14 protein-coding genes are annotated in these 16,740 nt (G+C 68.1%); 5 read left to right on the top strand and 9 right to left on the bottom strand.

Annotated features, from left to right (window positions below; translation table 11 throughout):
* Nucleotides 1-23: 23 nt before the first annotated feature.
* Complete coding sequence (locus tag AB0D12_RS07690; RefSeq protein WP_362678097.1) at nt 24-788, top strand: SDR family NAD(P)-dependent oxidoreductase; 765 nt, start codon at nt 24-26, stop codon at nt 786-788.
* A 53-nt stretch (nt 789-841) separates the two neighbouring features.
* On the opposite strand, the gene AB0D12_RS07685 is transcribed toward AB0D12_RS07690, so the two are convergent.
* From AB0D12_RS07685 to AB0D12_RS07670, 4 genes are all read right to left on the bottom strand, one after another.
* A complete protein-coding gene (locus tag AB0D12_RS07685) occupies nt 842-2,875 on the bottom strand; it encodes a SpoIIE family protein phosphatase (protein ID WP_362678095.1) in 2,034 nt (677 codons plus the stop codon).
* A gap of 518 nt (nt 2,876-3,393) precedes the next feature.
* The gene (locus AB0D12_RS07680; protein ID WP_362678093.1) at nt 3,394-4,677 is read right to left on the bottom strand and encodes a phosphatase PAP2 family protein; all 1,284 of its coding nucleotides are present in this window, start codon (nt 4,675-4,677) and stop codon (nt 3,394-3,396) included.
* A 159-nt stretch (nt 4,678-4,836) separates the two neighbouring features.
* Nucleotides 4,837-5,034: a hypothetical protein gene (locus tag AB0D12_RS07675; RefSeq protein WP_362678091.1), complete on the bottom strand. Its 198-nt coding sequence runs from the start codon at nt 5,032-5,034 to the stop codon at nt 4,837-4,839.
* A 183-nt stretch (nt 5,035-5,217) separates the two neighbouring features.
* Entirely contained in the window at nt 5,218-5,451 is a 234-nt protein-coding gene (locus tag AB0D12_RS07670; protein ID WP_362678089.1) for a hypothetical protein, read from the bottom strand.
* 33 nt (nt 5,452-5,484) lie between these two features.
* Between AB0D12_RS07670 and AB0D12_RS07665 the strand changes: the two genes are divergently transcribed.
* A complete protein-coding gene (locus AB0D12_RS07665) occupies nt 5,485-5,709 on the top strand; it encodes a hypothetical protein (protein WP_362678087.1) in 225 nt (74 codons plus the stop codon).
* Between the two features lie 190 nt (nt 5,710-5,899).
* On the opposite strand, the gene AB0D12_RS07660 is transcribed toward AB0D12_RS07665, so the two are convergent.
* The 4 genes from AB0D12_RS07660 to AB0D12_RS07645 form a co-directional block, all read right to left on the bottom strand.
* Nucleotides 5,900-7,138: a PP2C family protein-serine/threonine phosphatase gene (locus AB0D12_RS07660; protein ID WP_362678085.1), complete on the bottom strand. Its 1,239-nt coding sequence runs from the start codon at nt 7,136-7,138 to the stop codon at nt 5,900-5,902.
* Nucleotides 7,139-7,582: 444 nt separating this feature from the next.
* Complete coding sequence (locus tag AB0D12_RS07655; RefSeq protein WP_362678083.1) at nt 7,583-7,942, bottom strand: RtcB family protein; 360 nt, start codon at nt 7,940-7,942, stop codon at nt 7,583-7,585.
* A 189-nt stretch (nt 7,943-8,131) separates the two neighbouring features.
* A complete protein-coding gene (locus tag AB0D12_RS07650; RefSeq protein WP_362678081.1) occupies nt 8,132-9,745 on the bottom strand; it encodes an MFS transporter in 1,614 nt (537 codons plus the stop codon).
* Between the two features lie 499 nt (nt 9,746-10,244).
* The gene (locus tag AB0D12_RS07645; RefSeq protein ID WP_362678079.1) at nt 10,245-11,438 is read right to left on the bottom strand and encodes an RtcB family protein; all 1,194 of its coding nucleotides are present in this window, start codon (nt 11,436-11,438) and stop codon (nt 10,245-10,247) included.
* 163 nt (nt 11,439-11,601) lie between these two features.
* Between AB0D12_RS07645 and AB0D12_RS07640 the strand changes: the two genes are divergently transcribed.
* The 3 genes from AB0D12_RS07640 (at nt 11,602) to AB0D12_RS07630 (ending at nt 14,822) form a co-directional block, all read left to right on the top strand.
* Nucleotides 11,602-12,471: a DUF3558 domain-containing protein gene (locus tag AB0D12_RS07640; protein ID WP_362678077.1), complete on the top strand. Its 870-nt coding sequence runs from the start codon at nt 11,602-11,604 to the stop codon at nt 12,469-12,471.
* 108 nt (nt 12,472-12,579) lie between these two features.
* Nucleotides 12,580-13,302 carry a DUF3558 family protein gene (locus tag AB0D12_RS07635; RefSeq protein ID WP_362678075.1) on the top strand — a complete coding sequence of 241 codons (723 nt, stop codon included), beginning with the start codon at nt 12,580-12,582 and terminating at the stop codon, nt 13,300-13,302.
* A 122-nt stretch (nt 13,303-13,424) separates the two neighbouring features.
* Nucleotides 13,425-14,822, top strand: coding sequence for a DUF2637 domain-containing protein (locus tag AB0D12_RS07630; RefSeq protein WP_362678073.1), 1,398 nt, complete (start codon nt 13,425-13,427; stop codon nt 14,820-14,822).
* A 93-nt stretch (nt 14,823-14,915) separates the two neighbouring features.
* Here AB0D12_RS07630 and lysS read toward each other — a convergent pair whose 3' ends face one another.
* Nucleotides 14,916-16,649, bottom strand: a complete 1,734-nt coding sequence (lysS, locus tag AB0D12_RS07625) for a lysine--tRNA ligase (protein ID WP_362678071.1) — start codon at nt 16,647-16,649, stop codon at nt 14,916-14,918.
* Between the last annotated feature and the right edge of the window lie 91 nt (nt 16,650-16,740).

Raw genomic sequence — 16,740 nt, 5'->3', positions numbered from 1 at the left:
ATCACACGCGCGAGGAGTACGACATGACCGCCGCTGGGACCCCCGTCGCCGTCATCACCGGAGCCAGCAGCGGCATCGGAGCCGCCACGGCACGGCAACTGGCAGCCGCCGGCTACCACGTCGTCCTCACCGCCCGCCGCAAGGACCGCGTCGAGGCACTCGCCGCCGAGTTCACCGGCGCGGGCTACCAGGCCACCGCGTACGCCCTCGATGTCACCGACCGCCAGGCCGTCGACACCTTCGCCGCCTCCCTCGACCGCTGCGACGTCCTCGTCAACAACGCCGGCGGCGCACTCGGCGCCGACCCCGTCGCCACCGGCGATCCCGCAGACTGGCGCACGATGTACGAGGTCAATGTCATCGGCACGCTCCACACCACCCAGGCCCTGCTCCCGGCGCTCACCGCGAGCGGCGACGGCACCGTCGTCATCCTCTCCTCCACCGCGGGCCACGCCACCTATGAGGGCGGCGCCGGCTATGTCGCCGCCAAAAACGGCGCCCGCGTCCTGGCCGAGACCCTCCGCCTGGAGATCGTCGGCACCCCGGTCCGCGTGATCGAGATCGCCCCGGGCATGGTCAAGACCGAGGAGTTCGCCACCACCCGCTTCCGCGGTGACGAGGAGAAGGCCGGGAAGGTCTACGCGGGCGTGGCCGAGCCCCTCACCGCCGACGATGTCGCAGAGACCGTCACCTGGGCCGTCACCCGCCCCTCCCACGTCAACATCGACCTGTTGGTGGTCCGCCCCCGTGCCCAGGCCTCCAACTCCAAGGTGCACCGCGAGCACTGAGGGCTGCCCCACGCCCACCGCCTCTCCAACTGCTCAGCCCCGGTGTGCTTGCGTCAGTGGAGCGCCTGCTCCGTCCAGATGGTCTTGCCTCTCGTCGTGCGTCGGGTGCCCCAGTCCTGGGTGAACTGGGAGACCAGGTACAGGCCGCGGCCGCCTTCGTCGTCGTCCTCGGCGTGTCGCAGATGTGGGGAGGCGTTGTTGAAGTCCACGACCTCGCAGGTCAGAACGGCGTCGTGGATCAGGCGGAGCTCGATCGGCCCGTCGGAGTAGCGGACGGCATTGGTCACCAGTTCGCTGGCGATGAGCCCGGTACTGAAGTCGAGGTCGGTGAGGTCCCATTCCGCCAGCCGTCCGCTGACCAGACGGCGGGCCTCGGCGGCGCTCTCCGGGGCGTTGGGCAGCGTCCAGGAGGCCAGCTTGTCCGGGCCAAGTGCGCGGGTACGTACGAGTAGCAGCAGGGCGTCGTCGTCGGGGGCCTCCGGGAGCAGCGAGGCAGCCAGAGCGTCGCACGTGTCCTGCAGGGTTCCCGTGGTTCTGCCCAGGGCTTTCCGGTAGACGGGGAGCCGGCTTTCTGTGGTGCCCTGGAGGAGCCCGGTGTTGTGGAGGGCGAGGATGCTGCCCTCGGGCACATCCACGCTCGTACTGGTGCACGAGGAGGCTCCTCGCCCCAGGACGGGGCCGGTCGGGGTTTCAACGATCCGGACCGTGCCATCGGGCAGGGCAAGGACGGGCGGAGGGTGACCGGCCCGGGACAGGACGCAACTGCCGTCGGATGGGTCGTAGACGATGTAGAGGCAGGTCGCCGTCAGCGCTGACCAGCGCTCGTCCTGCACAGGCGGGTAGTCGCGTGAGAGTTCCTCGGTCAGGCTGTGGAGGCGTTCGAGAAGCTCGTCGGGCGGCAGGTCCATGGCGGCGAAGGCGGCGACTGCCGTGCGCAGCCGTCCCATGGTGGTCACGGCCCCCATGCCCTGCCCGCACACATCGCCCGCCACGAGCGCGACCCGCGCGCCGGACAGCGGGATGACGTCGTACCAGGCGCCGCCGGAGGCCACCGGCAAATAGGTGTACGCCGTCTCCACGGCTGTGTGCGTGGGCAGCCGGGTGGGCACCAATGACCGTTGAGTGAGTCGGGCGAGGGTGTGCTCCCGCGTGTAGCGGCGGGCGTTGTCGATGCATACCGCGGCACGGGCCACCAGGTCAGCGGCGACACTCACGTCGGCTTCCTCAAAGGGCGGTGAACGCTTCGTGCGGAAGAAGGCCGCCACCCCGAGGACCACTCCACGCGCCGCCAGCGGCACGGCCATGAATGAGTGCGCACCCGCCTCCCGCAGCATCTGGGCCTGAACCGGGTCGCTGGTCGGCCACCCTTCGTCCTTTCCCAGTCCGCGAATGAGACGGGGCCGCAGGTCTGTCAGGGACTGGGCATACGGGGTGCCGTACCGCATCAGCCTGACATCCCCAACCTCGTACGAGCTGCGGACCGCCTCCGGAGCCGCCGCCTGGAAGCCCGCCCGTCGCAGGGCGACCTGGTTGAGCAAGGGCCCCGGAGCGGGGGCATCGCCGTGCAGCACGGAATCGAGAACGTCGACCGCCACCACGTCGGCCAGGCCGGGCACAGCGACGCCGGCGAGCTCCTGCGCCGTACGGAACACGTCCAGGGTGGTCCCGATCCGTTCACCGGCGCGGTACACCAGTTCCAGCCGTCGCTGGGCGCGATGCTGCTCGGTGATGTCGACCACCGTGGCGGCGACCCCCAGGGTGCGGCCGTCGGCGCTCTGGAGGCGGAATGCCGAGACGGCCAGCACCCGCACTCCATCGGGACCACGCGGCAGACGGCCCTCGTACTGGAAGTTGCTGACCGATTCCCCGGTGGCCAGCACCCCGCGGAGCATGCGTTCGACGTCGTCCGCAACGAACCCGAGGTCCCGAAAGCTACGACCCACGGCCTCACTCTCGCTGAGGCCCTGTGCGCCCGGCGCCGCGACGTTGAACCGCACGATCCGCAGATCGGGGTCCAGTACGTGCAGGCCTATCGGGGGCTGGGTGAACAGCGTGTGGAGTAGTGCCTCGGCGTAGTCGGGGTGCATGCCGTAAGGGCCTCCTTCGCCACCGAACCCAGCACGGCTGTCTGTGCAATCAGCATCTCGCAGCGGAGGCCGGGCTGCCTCCTACGCAAAGTGACCGCAACTGGTGATCACTGGCCAGCGCAGGCCGACGTACGCCGACCGAGGCGCGGGGCCCGCTCAGCCTCCAGAACTCCGCGACTGGCCGGACAGGCGAGCTGTGACACCAGGCTCCGACACGCTCACAGCGGAAGGCGCCGGACCATTACTGGGTCCGGAGCCTGTCGATCACGTGGTGTGCTGGAACTCAGCCCTTGACGCAGATGACCCGCTTCAGCTTCGCAGCGGCCTCTTGGTTGTGATGGGTCGAGGCGGGTTGACGCGTCAGCTCACGGGCGTGCTGATGTCACCGCAACGCACCCTCATGCCGTGATTCAGCTCCTGTGTCCTGCAGCCAACCCTGATGCACAGAGTGGTCAGAACCAACCACATTGCCGACCCCACCCGGGAGGCGCTCAGCCCACGACCCGCTGCAACATGACTCAAACCAGTTCGGGCTGCGGTTCGCGTCGCGGTTCCGGCAGATGCGCCGACGCGGGCTTCCGTTCCCACAGCTTGGTGGTCCGTACGTAGCCGTAGACCACTGAGCTCATCGCCAGAATGAGCAGCGGCCCGAACACCCACGGATGTTCGGCCATCTCCATCGGCAGATAGCGATACGACGCCAGGAGCGCAGCGAAGACCGCGGCGCCGTAGACGACCAGCTGGATTCCCGGCCGGTCCCAGCCGCGGTCGAGCGAGCGCAGCGCCGTCTCGATCGTGAGCGTGAACACCACACCGGCGACGATGTCCGCGCCGTAGTGGTAGCCGAAGCCCAGCGTTGCGCCGAGCGTGGCGATCAGCCAGAACGCGCCCAGCAGTCGCAGAGCCCACGGACCCTTGCGGGAATGGATGAAGATCGCGGCAGCCCACGCCGTGTGCAGACTGGGCATGCAATTGCGCGGGGTGACCTGGTCGAAGGGCATCGGATGCGGGGTACTGACCGGCGGCGGCGTGTCCGGCCACAGGTTGGCCACCGCCCAGTGCCCCCCGTCGGCACCGTAGGCGAAGATCGGTCCGACCACCGGGAAGATCATGTAGATGCCCGGCCCGAGCAGGCCGATGACCAGAAACGTGCGCACCAGATGATGGCCCGGGAAGCGGCGCTCGACCGCCACATTGCGCAGCTGGTACAACGCGACGATGACCGCGCCCACCGCGAGCTGAACGTAGACCCAGTTGAGAACCTGGGCGCCGACCGTGCCGGTGGCCTCGACAATCCGGCCTACCAGCCACGACGGATTGCCCAACGCGTGATCGGCGGTTGCCATGTACTGGTCGAGCACCGCCGGGCGGGTCTTCGACGTGATCAGCAGCCAGGTGTAGCCGGTCTTGCGGCCGGCCACCAGCAGCAAAGCCAGTCCGACGCCTTTGAGCAGCAGGACGCGGTCCCGGCCGGTGCGGCGCGTGACGGCGATGACGGCACAGGCCAAAGTCACCCACAACGCGCCGTTGCCGTACATCATCTCGGCGTCAACAGCCCACCGCACAAGCCAGAAGACGACGTCGATGCCGATCGCAGCGCCGACCGCGATGAACCGCTGCCGCCAGGTGAGCACCACCATCATCAACGCCATACTGACGTACAGCACCGTCCCCGATTTGGGGGCGAATACCACCTCTCGCGCCTGGTCGGTGATCGGCCCCGGCTCGCCGTACCGACGCGCGGCGATCTCCAGTGCAATGAGGAATCCGAGGCCCACCACACTCACCGCGACCCACAGCATGACGCGTGGTTGACGCCATGCAGCCAACCGAAGGCTGCCGCCTATTCGCGAAAACCCTCGCGTTACCGTAGATATCAATTTTCAGCCGATTTGTTATATTTCAACGTGATCACTGCGAGCTCGAACATGCTAGCGGAGCGAGCGGGTGGGTTTCGCCGATCACGGGTACGTCGAATACACAGCGATCGGCTCCCCTTTGCCCGCGGCCACGGCGGACATGAAACGCCGCGCGGCCCCGGACCGGGCGGCGCGGGCGGCTCGGTGGACGGGAGGGCGGGTGCCGGGGCGGGGCTTGACGGCGACAGTGAAGATGGCGGCGGTGAGCGCGGGGATGCGCTGCAGGACGCGGACGGCCACGCCGCCGGGGGTACGGCCGCGGTGTCGTTCGAGATCCACCGAGGACTGACAACCCGGGTTCAGCACAAGACCCCGGGCCGCTGTCAGTTGCGGCCCACCGATCAGATCGAGTGCTGAATCTCATCCCTTACGGGGGCGATCTCGGTCGGACTCCGACGGACCTACTCGCCGAAAACCGCCCGCTCACGGGGCCCACTTGTACTTGCCTCCGCCGACCCATCTCACGACGGCGGGATCGTCAAGGTCGAGATGGGTCAGCCCCGCCTGGCGTGCCAGCCTGATCACATCGAGCATGTTGTAGGCGGGCCCGGCCACCTCCCCGTTGATCTCCACCAGGCGATACGGCGGGTCGCCCGGCACGACGCCGAGGACGACGATGGGGGCGGGGTGGAACGCCTCCTGAGCATCGTTGGTCATGCTTACAGCGTGTGGCAGGGGCGCGATGCGCACATGTCGAGCAACCAGCGGGTGGGGACACCTCTGGAGGTGAAGGCCGGCGCGGACGAGACGGATGCCTTCACCGGCCGCACCACTGAGATCTTCATGCGCATCGGCGGAGCCCTGGTCCGGGTGGAGAGCGAGGACCTCCGGGAAGGCCGGCCCTACGCCGATTTCGCCAAGCTCCAGATCGACCGGATCAAGAAGACGACCGAGGGCAAGAACCCCGACGCCTGAGGGCAGGCAGGTGAGGGTCGACCGGGTTCCGCTGCTCCCCAACGAGCAGCTGTGGAACGGTTTCTCGCCCCCGGCAACGGGTCGGGGCCCGGCCCGGTCGGAGGTTGTCGCGCCAGGGACGGGATCCGTGACTGGTGTTGCGGGGTCACCTTTGCGCCCTCGGCTCCGTCAGGGACGGGTAGCCATGGGCTCAATCGAGGGCGGCGAGGTGATCGGCGTCGCCTCCCCGCCACTCGATGAGGAAGAGGGTTGCGTCGTCGCTGGTGATGCCGCCGCGTTCCTGTTTCAGGGAGTGGGACAACGCGCGCGCTACCACCCGCACCGCAGTGTGGTCACGGACGATGCGGTTGGTGCATTCGATGAGTTGTTCCTCGCCGAACTGTTCTCCGCCGGCTTGGTGCTCCTCGAACAAACCGTCGGTGAAGCACAGCAGCCGGTCCCCAGGTTGCAGCACCCGCCGGCTGACTTGTGGTTGCTCGCCGCCGAAGCCGACGGGCAGCGTGGTCGGGCTTTCCAGCCGGTCCACCACGGCGCGGTCGCGGATGAGCAGTGGTGCCGGGTGGCCGGCGTTGACCCATTGCAGATGGCCCGTGGCGATGTTCAGGCACATCATCTGCGCGGTGACGAAGTGGTCGGGCCCGAACTGGTCGTTGATGGCCATGTCCATGAACGTATACACCTGGGACAGCTCGGTGTTGGCGCGCCGGCTGTGGCGGTAGGCGCCGATGGTCACCGTCGCCATGGTCGCGGCGTCCAGACCGTGGCCCATTGCGTCAATCATGGCCACGTGCAGGATGTCGTCGTTAAGGGCGTAGTCGAAGCTGTCGCCAGCCACGTCGTAGGCGGGTTCCAGGATTCCGGCCACCTCAACCTGCGGGACGACCATCGACAGCGGGGGCAGCAGAGACCATTGCATCTCGGCGGCCACGCTCATCGGGGCGCGACGGCGGGCCTGAAAGAACTGGTCGGTGTAGGCGTCCTTGGTGACGATCATGTCGGCGACCAGTCCGGCGAGCCTGCGCAACAGCCGCCGGTCGTCGTCGTCGACGTTGTCCAGGGTGACAGCCATGACCCCGATCTGGTCACTGCCGTCGAGCAGCGGCAGATACATTCGCACAGTGCCGCCCTGTGGCACCTCCAGGGCGCTGCGGCTCAGGAACGCCTTGCCGGCGAGGGAGTCCTCGATCGGTTCGGGTTCACCGACTGTCAGCCGTCGGCCCGGCAACGGCACCAGGCACATTTGTTCGTAGTCCTGCAGGAGGATGGAGAGGTCCCGGCCACCGACCCTGGCCACTTCTTCCGCGACGAGCGGGGCAATCAGCTGCGGCGGCATTTCGTGTGCCCGATCCAGCAGCACACCCAGCAATCGCTCACCGAACCCCTCCGATCGGTCCACCCCGATCTCGCTCGGCCTTCGCTCGCTCTCCATAGCCGCTGCCTGTATCCCTTCGTCCCGCTGGTTCGGGGGAACTCACTGGGCGGGGTGTCTCCGGGATGTTTCCACTGAGCGGGCGTCCTGATGCTCGGCATCGGGCTTGAGGCGGTAGGAGTCGGCGCCGGACTGGATGAGGGGCGGCTTCTTCCTCCCCTCGCATGCCGACTATGTCAACGCCCCAGGCCCACGACTGGCTCACCGTGACTCCCAGAGCCGACGCACGCCCCGACACACTCGGATCTCTCCGGTGGCCACCGAAGGATCGGCTCGATGGCCACGCCCGCGACCCGTGGCGCCTGTGACGTCCGTGATGAACCCACACAGGCTGACACCGCCGACGGGCCCATCGAACCCATTACTCCAAAGGCGGCATGTCACGCCCGATGAGGACCGGTGGCCTTCAGTTCGACTGTGTTATGTATGGACCGAGGACTGCCACTACCTGATAGCGCCCGCAAGTGGTCGGGGGTGAACCGACACTTGGTGGCTGAGTGCCAACGTCCACCGTGCGAGGCCGGTGGGGAGCCGCACAGGACGGAGGCATGAGCGATTCCCTTCACGCTTCGCAGCACTCCGGCTCATCTTCCGACCCGCCCCGTGCGAAGCCGAGTTGAACGACATCGGGTTACCCAGACCGCGGACCGGTACCCATCGACCCCGGGATGATTCCGAAGCCCCGCTACCGGCGCGGATAGCGCCCTTACGGGTAACCAGCAGATCCATCCCCTCGTACCGCTCTTCACTGACATAATTGTGATGGCAGCTGATCACACCAGGGCGGTACTCGACGGTCCTCATCTGACCTTCAGCATCCTCCTGCTGACTACAGCTGACCTGCTCCTTGGGAGGAGTTCCCGGCGGCATGCTCGGTCGGGACGATGACCCCGATTCGGACGACGCCGACTGAGCTGGAAGCGGGTGTGCCGGGGCAGGTCTGCATCAGGCGCCGAGAGCGAGTGCGCCGCTCCTGACGGCGTTTGCCCGACGCTACGGTTCCGTCGAGCGGGGCTGGGTGGTCGGGATCCGTTGGGTGAAGAACATCGCGAGGAGGGTGGTCAGAGCAAGGATGGCGAGTGCGGCGCGCAGGCCGTCGAGCCTGGCTGCCTCGTTCGCGTCGAGCGCGGCCTGGGTCACTTCCTTGCTCGTGCCCGCTTCGTCGAGGGCGCCCTTGAGCTGGGCGTCCGACAGGAAGGGCACGCCGCTTTGGAGTTCGACGGTCGCCTGACTCTTGACGTCGGCCGGGATCGCCTCGTTCTGCTCGACGCTGGTCAGGAACGAGGCCGTCAGCGCGGCGATCAGGATCGACCCGGCGAGTGCTGTACCGATCGAGGCGCCGAGGTTGGTGACGGCGTTCTGAATGCCTCCGACCTCCGCGCTCTGTTTGTCCGGTACTGCGGACACGGTGACCGATCCGAGCTGCGACGCCAGCGCGCCCATGCCGAGCCCGATCAGCAGGAGGGGGATGGTGACGATTTCCGCACCGGCGTCTGCGTCGAGCGCGGCCATGAGGACCACCGCACCCGCGAGCATCGCAAGGATCCCGAGCCGGACCACGCGCCGCGGTGAGACGTTCGGAAGGAGACGCGGGATCAGGATCGCGGCGGCGAGCAGTGTCAGCGAGAGCGGCAGGATGCGTGCCCCGGTCTTGAGCGCGGACAGGCCGAGTGCGACCGACAGGTAGAGCGGTACGACGAAGAACACGCCCATCTGCACGAGGTACTGGAAGAAGAACATCGTCAGGCCGCCGGTGAGCTGCTTGTTCCGCAGGAGCGCCGGGTCCACGAGGGGCTCCTTGCCCTGCTCCACCAGACGGGCCTCCCAGCGCAGGAAGAGCCAGATCAAGAGCAGACCCGCCAGCATCAGCCACACGACCAGCGAGATCCCCAGCCAGGAGGGTGCGTCGGGCTTCGGCTGGAACCAGCCCCACTCGTCCGAGCGGAGTACGCCGTAGACGAAGATCCCGAGCCCGAGGGCGGAGAGCGCTGCGCCGACGAGATCGATGCGATGGCGTCGGTCGGTCGGCACGTCGGCGATCCGGCGGGCGAGCACCAGGATGCAGAGCACGATCACGACCTCACCGGCGAAGACCCAGCGCCAGGAGAAGTACGTCGTTGCGACACCCCCGATGATCGGCCCGACCGCGATCGCCACGGCTCCTGCGGCCGCGACGAGTCCGTAGGCGGCGGGGCGGCGTTCCGCGGCGAAGTTGCCGGCGACGAGCGCCACGATCGCGGGCATGATGAGCGCCGCCCCGACGCCTTCGAGGAACGACCAGCCCAGCAGGAGAACAGGCAGGTTCGGGGCGAGCGCCGTCGTCAGGGATCCGCAGCCGTAGATGACGCAGCCGATCATGAACGCGCGCTTACGGCCGACGAGCACGCCGACCTTGCCGCCAGGGATCATGAACATCGCCATCACGAGCGTGTAGGCCGTGATCGCACCCTGGATCCCGGTCACCGTTGTGCCGACGTCGTCGGCCACCGTCGCGATCGAGACGTTCATGACGGAGCTGTCCAGCGCCATCAGGAACTGTCCGGCCGCGAGTGTCAGCAGGACGAGTCCTGCCTTTGTCGAACTCGCCGTGCCCGCCCTGGATGTCATGGGGCGCATCGTGCCAGCGCCCCGGCGGACTGATCCTCGACCCGCCTCGGAGATCAACCGGTTGGCAGACATTTTCGCGCCGACTCCACTGAACCGATGGAGATGGCCCCCGACGTCACGGTTACGCCCAACTTCGTCACGGACAAAACAGCAGCATCGGCGTGCTCGCCCGGATCCGCGGAACTTACCAGCCTGACTCAGCTGGTCCGGTCACGTCGTCGCGGTCGTGCTGCTCCTCGTCGCCCATGCCGAGGCTTGGAGCGAGCCGGTGTTCCCTGTCCCGCTTCCTGTCGTCGGTGGTCATGTCTTGCGGCCACCTGTGCCCGCGAGGTACCCACGTGATGGTCCAGTCCGTCGGGTCGTCATCCCCAGGAAATCGTGGAGATGTTTTGTGGCCACCCCAGGAGGCCGAAGCGTCGCGCCCGGCGACCTGAACCGAAGACTGCAGGCCCCGGACCTCGTCAGTCCGGGGCCCGTCGTTCCGGTGGAGTGCTGCCCCTCAGCCCTTCACGCAGATGACCTGCTTGAGCTTCGCGACCACCTGCACCAGGTCCCGCTGCTGCTCCATCACCTTCTCGATCGGCTTGTACGCACCCGGAATCTCATCCACGACGCCGGAGTCCTTACGGCACTCCACACCCCGTGTCTGCTCCTCCAGATCCTTCGTCGAGAACCGTCGCTTCGCAGCATTCCGGCTCATCTTCCGACCCGCCCCGTGCGAAGCCGAGTTGAAGGACTTGGCGTTCCCGAGCCCCTTCACAATGTACGAACCGGTGCCCATCGAGCCCGGGATGATTCCGAAGTCCCCGCTACCGGCGCGGATAGCGCCCTTCCGGGTGACCAGCAGGTCCATTCCCTCGTACCGCTCCTCCGCCACATAGTTGTGGTGGCAGGAGATCACCGGCTCGAAGGTCACCTTCGCCTTCTTGAACTCCTTGCGGACCACTTCCTGGAAGAGCCCCATCATGATCGCGCGGTTGTACTTCGCGTACTCCTGCGCCCAGAAGAGGTCGTTCCGGTACGCCGCCATCTGCGGGGTGTCCGAGATGAAAACCGCCAGGTCGCGGTCTACCAGACCCTGGTTGTGCGGCAGCTTCTGCGCCTCGCCGATATGGAAGTCGGCCAGTTCCTTGCCGATGTTCCGGGATCCGGAGTGCAGCATCAGCCAGACCGAACCCGATTCGTCGAGACAGAACTCGACAAAATGGTTCCCGGATCCCAGCGTTCCCATCTGCTTCGTCGCCCGAGCCTGACGGAACTTGACCGCATCGGCCACCCCATCGAACCGGCTCCAGAAGTCGTCCCATCCCCCCGTCGGAAAACCGTGTATCCGGCCCGGATCCACCGGGTCGTCGTGCATCCCCCGGCCGACCGGAATCGCCTGCTCGATCTTGGCGCGGAGCCGGGAAAGGTCACCGGGCAGGTCGTTCGCGGTGAGCGATGTCTTCACGGCCGACATGCCGCAGCCGATATCGACTCCGACCGCCGCCGGGCAGACCGCCCCGTGCATCGCGATCACCGAGCCGACCGTCGCGCCCTTGCCGTAGTGGACGTCCGGCATCACGGCCAGGCCCTTGATCCAGGGGAGGGTTGCGACGTTCTGCAGCTGCTGCATCGCGCCGCCCTCGACCTTCGACGGGTCGGTCCACATCCGGATCGGGACATTGGCGCCCGGCACCTCTACATACGACATAACTCCTCGATTCCCCCGTAAAAGTCTAAAACGCAAAATCCGGCACCAAGGACCGTAAAAGACTCAACGGACCGGCATCCACGGCAGCGTGTGCGATAGACATTGTGTCCAGCGGCCGCCATCGGGCGGCAACCGTTTTTCTTCCCGAAGGGAGCCTGGGACCGTGCAACGAAAGGCGTACGTACCCGGCCTGGCGGCGCTCCTCGTTGCGCTCGTCGCCGGCTGCACCGCCGGCACCGGCACCGACGGCTCCGCCACCGACTCCAAGGCGGGCGGGGCCAAGTCCTCCGCCGCACCCCCGGGCAAGTACCGCACCCTCCGCGAGCCCTGCCGCTCCGTCGAGCGCTCCGCCCTCAAGGACCTGCTGCCCGGTGCCGCCGAGCTGCCCGAGGAACAGCAGCAGAACGTGTACCGCGGTACGGCCGCCGTCACCTACGACACCGACCGCCGCGTCGGCTGCAGCTGGAAGGCCGACGCCCCGTACGCCTCCCATCACCTCACGGTCGACTTCGAGCGCGTCGTCTCCTACGACGGGGTGGTGAGCGACGAGGACCGGGCGCAGGAGGTCTTCGCGGAGAAGCAGGCCGGGGCCTCGCTGCCGGTCGCCGTCGACCCCCGTGACGAGAAGGGGCAGGAGTCCACGGCCCCCACGGCGTCCCCCACAAAGTCCACGACACCGGCGACACCTGCGGCACCTACGACGTCCACGGCACCCGCGACTCCGCCGGCGACACCATCCACACCGGCGGGCACAGGAACGCCATCGGGCACCGGCACCGCCGACGGACTTGAGCCGCGCGTGCTCGAGAGCCTCGGCGACGCCGCCTTCCTCGACGACGTCCTCACCGGGGCCGGGGCCGGTTCCACCGCCCAGCGCCGCACCGTGAGCGTGGTCTTCCGCACATCGAACGTCATCGTGACCATCGTGTACGCCGAGCAGCCGGCCGTGACGACAGAGGTTCCGGACAGCAAGGAACTGCAGGAAAAGGCACAGAGTCTGGCCCGCGGACTCGTCGAGCAGTTCACCGGCTGAGCGGGTCCGCAGACGCACGTACGTATCCGGAGACACGCCCGTGGACGGGCCATGTCCGCGTACCGTGGCCTCGCCGACCGGACCGTACGACAATCGACTGAAGGAACCATGCACCGTTCAGCCCCGCGACTCACCCGCATACTCGCCTGCGCAGCCGTCCCGGTGATGCTTGTCGTCGCCGGCTGCTCGTCGGACTCCGCCGGCGACACCAAGAAGGACTCGTCCTCCTCCGCCTCCTCCCCGGACGCGCAGAAGCAGAAGCCGGCGACCGTCGCACCCGCGAAGTACTCCAGGCTTCCCGAGCCCTGCAAGACGATCTCCGCGAAGACGATCGAGCAGCTGGTGCCGGAGACCAAGGTCAAGTCGGGCACCGCCGGCAACTCCACGGACACCGCCAACCGCGGCAGCTGCTCCTGGAACGGTCTGGATGACAACGGCGTCAAGGGCTCGCAGTACCGCTGGCTCGATGTCTCCTTCCTCCGGTACGCGTCCGAGTCGTCCCTCGGTGTCAGCGGCGAGAAGCGCGCCGAGGACAGCTACGCCAAGGAGATCTCCAAGGCGAAGTCCACGGAGGGCGCCAAGAACGTGCGGAGCTCGCCCGCGACCGGCGTCGGCGAAGCGGCGACGGCCGTCGGCTACGAGCTGAAGAAGACCGGCGAGGACTTCACCTACGCGACGATCGTGGCGCGCACCGGCAATGTCGTGATCACGCTCACCTACAACGGCACCGGCTACGCGGGCGCAAAGAGCCCGTCCGCCTCCGACCTGATGGAGGACGCCGTGACGGCTACGAAGGAGGCTGTGGCCTCGGTCACCGCCGCCAACAAGTAGGTACCGCCAAGTAGGTTCCGCACCGGGCCGGTTGCCAGGGCCCGTCGCTCCCCGGAGGGACGGGCTCCGCAAGCATGTGCCAGGCTGTGCCCGCTGGATTCGAAAACGGGAGGGGATCGCGGGTGGCCGCGATGCAGCTGACACGCACGCACCGCATACTCATCGGGCTCGTCGTCGCAGGCGCGGTGATCATCGCCGCGATCGGCTTCGCGGGGTCGTACGCCGCCGTACGCGAGCTCGCCGTGAAGAAGGGCTTCGGCAACTTCTCTCTCGTCTTCCCGATCGGCATCGACGCAGGTATCTGCGTCCTCCTCGCCCTGGATCTGCTGCTGACCTGGCTGCGCATCCCCTTCCCGCTGCTGCGCCAGACGGCCTGGCTGCTCACCGTCGCCACCATCGCCTTCAACGGCGCGGCGTCCTGGCCCGACCCGCTCGGCGTCGGCATGCACGCGGTGATTCCGATCCTGTTCGTCGTCTCGGTCGAGGCGGCGCGGCACGCGGTGGGCCGGATCGCGGACATAACGGCCGACAAGCACATGGAGGGTGTACGTCTCACCCGCTGGCTGCTGTCCCCGATACCCACGTTCAAACTGTGGCGCCGGATGAAGCTGTGGGAGCTGCGCAGTTATGAGCAGGTCATCAAGCTCGAGCAGGACCGGCTGATCTACCAGGCCCGCCTTCAGGCCCGCTTCGGACGGGCGTGGCGCCGCAAGGCACCGGTGGAGTCGCTGATGCCGCTGCGCCTCGCGAAGTACGGCGTACCCCTGGCGGAGACTGCTCCCGCTGGGCTGGCCGCGGCGGGCATCGAGCCGGCGCTGCTCCCGCCGACACCGCAGCCCCAGCCCCAGCTGCCGCGGGCGCAGGGCCAGGCGCCCGGCGGCCAGGAGTGGCCCCAGGAGCACGAGGAATACGAGCAGTACGACGGCCGGGGCCAAGGCCAGATCCCGGGTGGCCAGGTCCAGGTCCAGGGAGACCAGCAGTACGCGGAGCAGCAGTACCCGCAGGAGAACCACGAGAGCCCCTGGTTCGCGGCTCCGCAGGTGCCGCAGGACGCGTACGAGAGTGCGTTCAACCCGACGTACGTCGAGGGCCTGGAGCCCACCCCGGTGCGTGTCCCGGCAGGCCCCGGCCGCACCCGCCCCCTCGGCGGCGTCGTCCCCGGCCAGCGCACGGACGACCGGACCCAGGCCCAGTACGCCGAGCCCCGCCCGGCCGCCGGGCAGGGTCCGCCGGCCGAGGAGTACGCCGACCCGGAGTCGGAGGCCGAGGAACTTCCGGTGTCCGGTCTGCCCGACGACCTCACGCGCGAGGAGGCGTACTTCAACGCCTTCCGCAAGTACGTCAGTGAGCACGGCGACTTCCCGAACGCCCGGCAGTTCGGCCTCTATCTGATGGACCTCTACGGCATCACCGGCCGCACCGGCGGCCCGCTGAGCGAGAGCTCGCTCAGGGGCTATCTGCGGGACTTCCGCTACCGCTACCAGACGGAACTGGACGCGGACGCGGAACACATCGCGTAACCAAAGCTCGCGGCAACGCCGGAGGGCCCTCGTCCGATCCCCGGACGAGGGCCCTCCGTACAGCGGCAGCCACAGCGGCAGCCGCGGCAGCAGCTACGCGCCGAGCAGCTTGCGCACCCGCTCCGCCCCCACCGCCAGCAGCAGCGTCGGCAGTCGCGGCCCGGTGTCCTTGCCGACCAGCAGGTGGTAGAGCAGCGCGAAGAAGGACCGCTGCGCGGCCTTCAGCTCCGGCGTCGGCTTGGCGTCGGGCTCCAGGCCCGCCAGCACCTTCGGTACGCCGTAGACCAGCGTCGTCAGACCATCCAGCGACCAGTGCGTGTCCAGCCCCTCCAGAAGCAGCCGCAGCGACTCGCGCCCCTGGTCGTCCAGCGAGCCGAGCAGCTCCGTGTCCGGCTCCTCGCGGACCAGGGTGCGCTGGTCGGCCGGGACCTGGGTGGTGATCCAGTTCTCGGCGCGGTCCAGCCGCGGCCGGGCCTCGTCCAGCGAGGACAGCGGGTTCGCCGGGTCCAGATCGCTCAGGATCCGGATCGTCTGCTCGTCGTGCCCCGCCGTGATGTCGACGACAGAGGCGAGCGTCCGGTACGACAGGGGGCGCGGCGTACGCGGCAGCTCACCCGCGGCCGTCCGCGCGGCCCGCGAGTGCGCCGCGGCGTCCGCCGGCAGCGCGGTCCCGTCCGCGACCTTGGCCTCCAGCTTGTCCCACTCGTCGTACAGCCGCTGGATCTCCTGGTCGAAGGCGATCTTGAAGGACTGGTTCGGCTTGCGGCGCGCGTACAGCCAGCGCAGCAGCGGCGCCTCCATAATCTTCAGCGCATCGGCCGGCGTCGGCACACCGCCCCGGGACGACGACATCTTCGCCATCCCGGAGATTCCGACGAACGCGTACATCGGGCCGATCGGCTGGACGCCGTCGAAGATCTCGCGCACGATCTGCCCGCCGACGACGAACGAGGATCCCGGCGAGGAGTGGTCGACACCGCTCGGCTCGAAGATCACGCCCTCGTACGCCCAGCGCATCGGCCAGTCGACCTTCCAGACCAGCTTGCCCCGGTTGAACTCGCTCAGCCGCACGGTCTCGCCGAAGCCGCAGGCCGTGCAGGTGTACACGAGCTCGGTCGTCTCGTCGTTGTACGAGGTGACGGTGGTCAGATCCTTCTCGCACTGGCCGCAGTACGGCTTGTACGGGAAGTAGCCGCCGGCACCGCCGCTGCCGTCGTCCTCGGCGGCCGCGCCGGAACCCGCCGCCGCCTCCAGCTCCGCCTCGTCCACCGGCTTCTGCGACTTCTTCGCCGGAGCCTTCTTGGTCCGGTACTGGTCGAGGATCGCGTCGATCTTGCCCCGGCTCTTCATCGCGTGCAGGACCTGCTCGCGGTAGACACCCGAGGTGTACTGCTCGGTCTGGCTGATGCCGTTGTACTCGACACCCAGCTCGGCCAGCGCCTCGACCATCGCGGCCTTGAAGTGCTCGGCCCAGTTCGGGTGCGCCGACCCGGCCGGCGCGGGCACCGAGGTGAGCGGCTTGCCGATGTGCTCGCCCCACGAGTCGTCCACGCCGGGGACCCCGGCCGGCACCTTGCGGTACCGGTCGTAGTCGTCCCAGGAGATCAGATGCCGGACCTCGTGCCCGCGCCGCCGGATCTCGTCCGCGACCAGGTGCGGGGTCATCACCTCACGGAGATTGCCCAGGTGAATCGGGCCGGACGGCGACAGACCGGACGCGACGACGACCGGTTTGCCAGGCGCACGTCGCTCCGACTCGGCGATGACCTCGTCCGCGAAACGGGAGACCCAGTCGGTCTCGGTGCTGCTCTGAGCCACGATCGGCACGTCCTTGAATGCTTGGGGTTCTCTTGGGGTTCTCGACAGGCGTCGTACGTCATTGTCCCAGACGGAACGCCCCACTCGGAGGTTGCTCGTC

Origin of the sequence: Streptomyces sp. NPDC048479, assembly GCF_040651435.1 — a bacterium.
Lineage (GTDB): Bacteria > Actinomycetota > Actinomycetes > Streptomycetales > Streptomycetaceae > Streptomyces.
The sequence above is the reverse complement of the archived record's forward strand: the minus strand, read 5'-3'. Positions and strand labels throughout refer to the sequence as shown.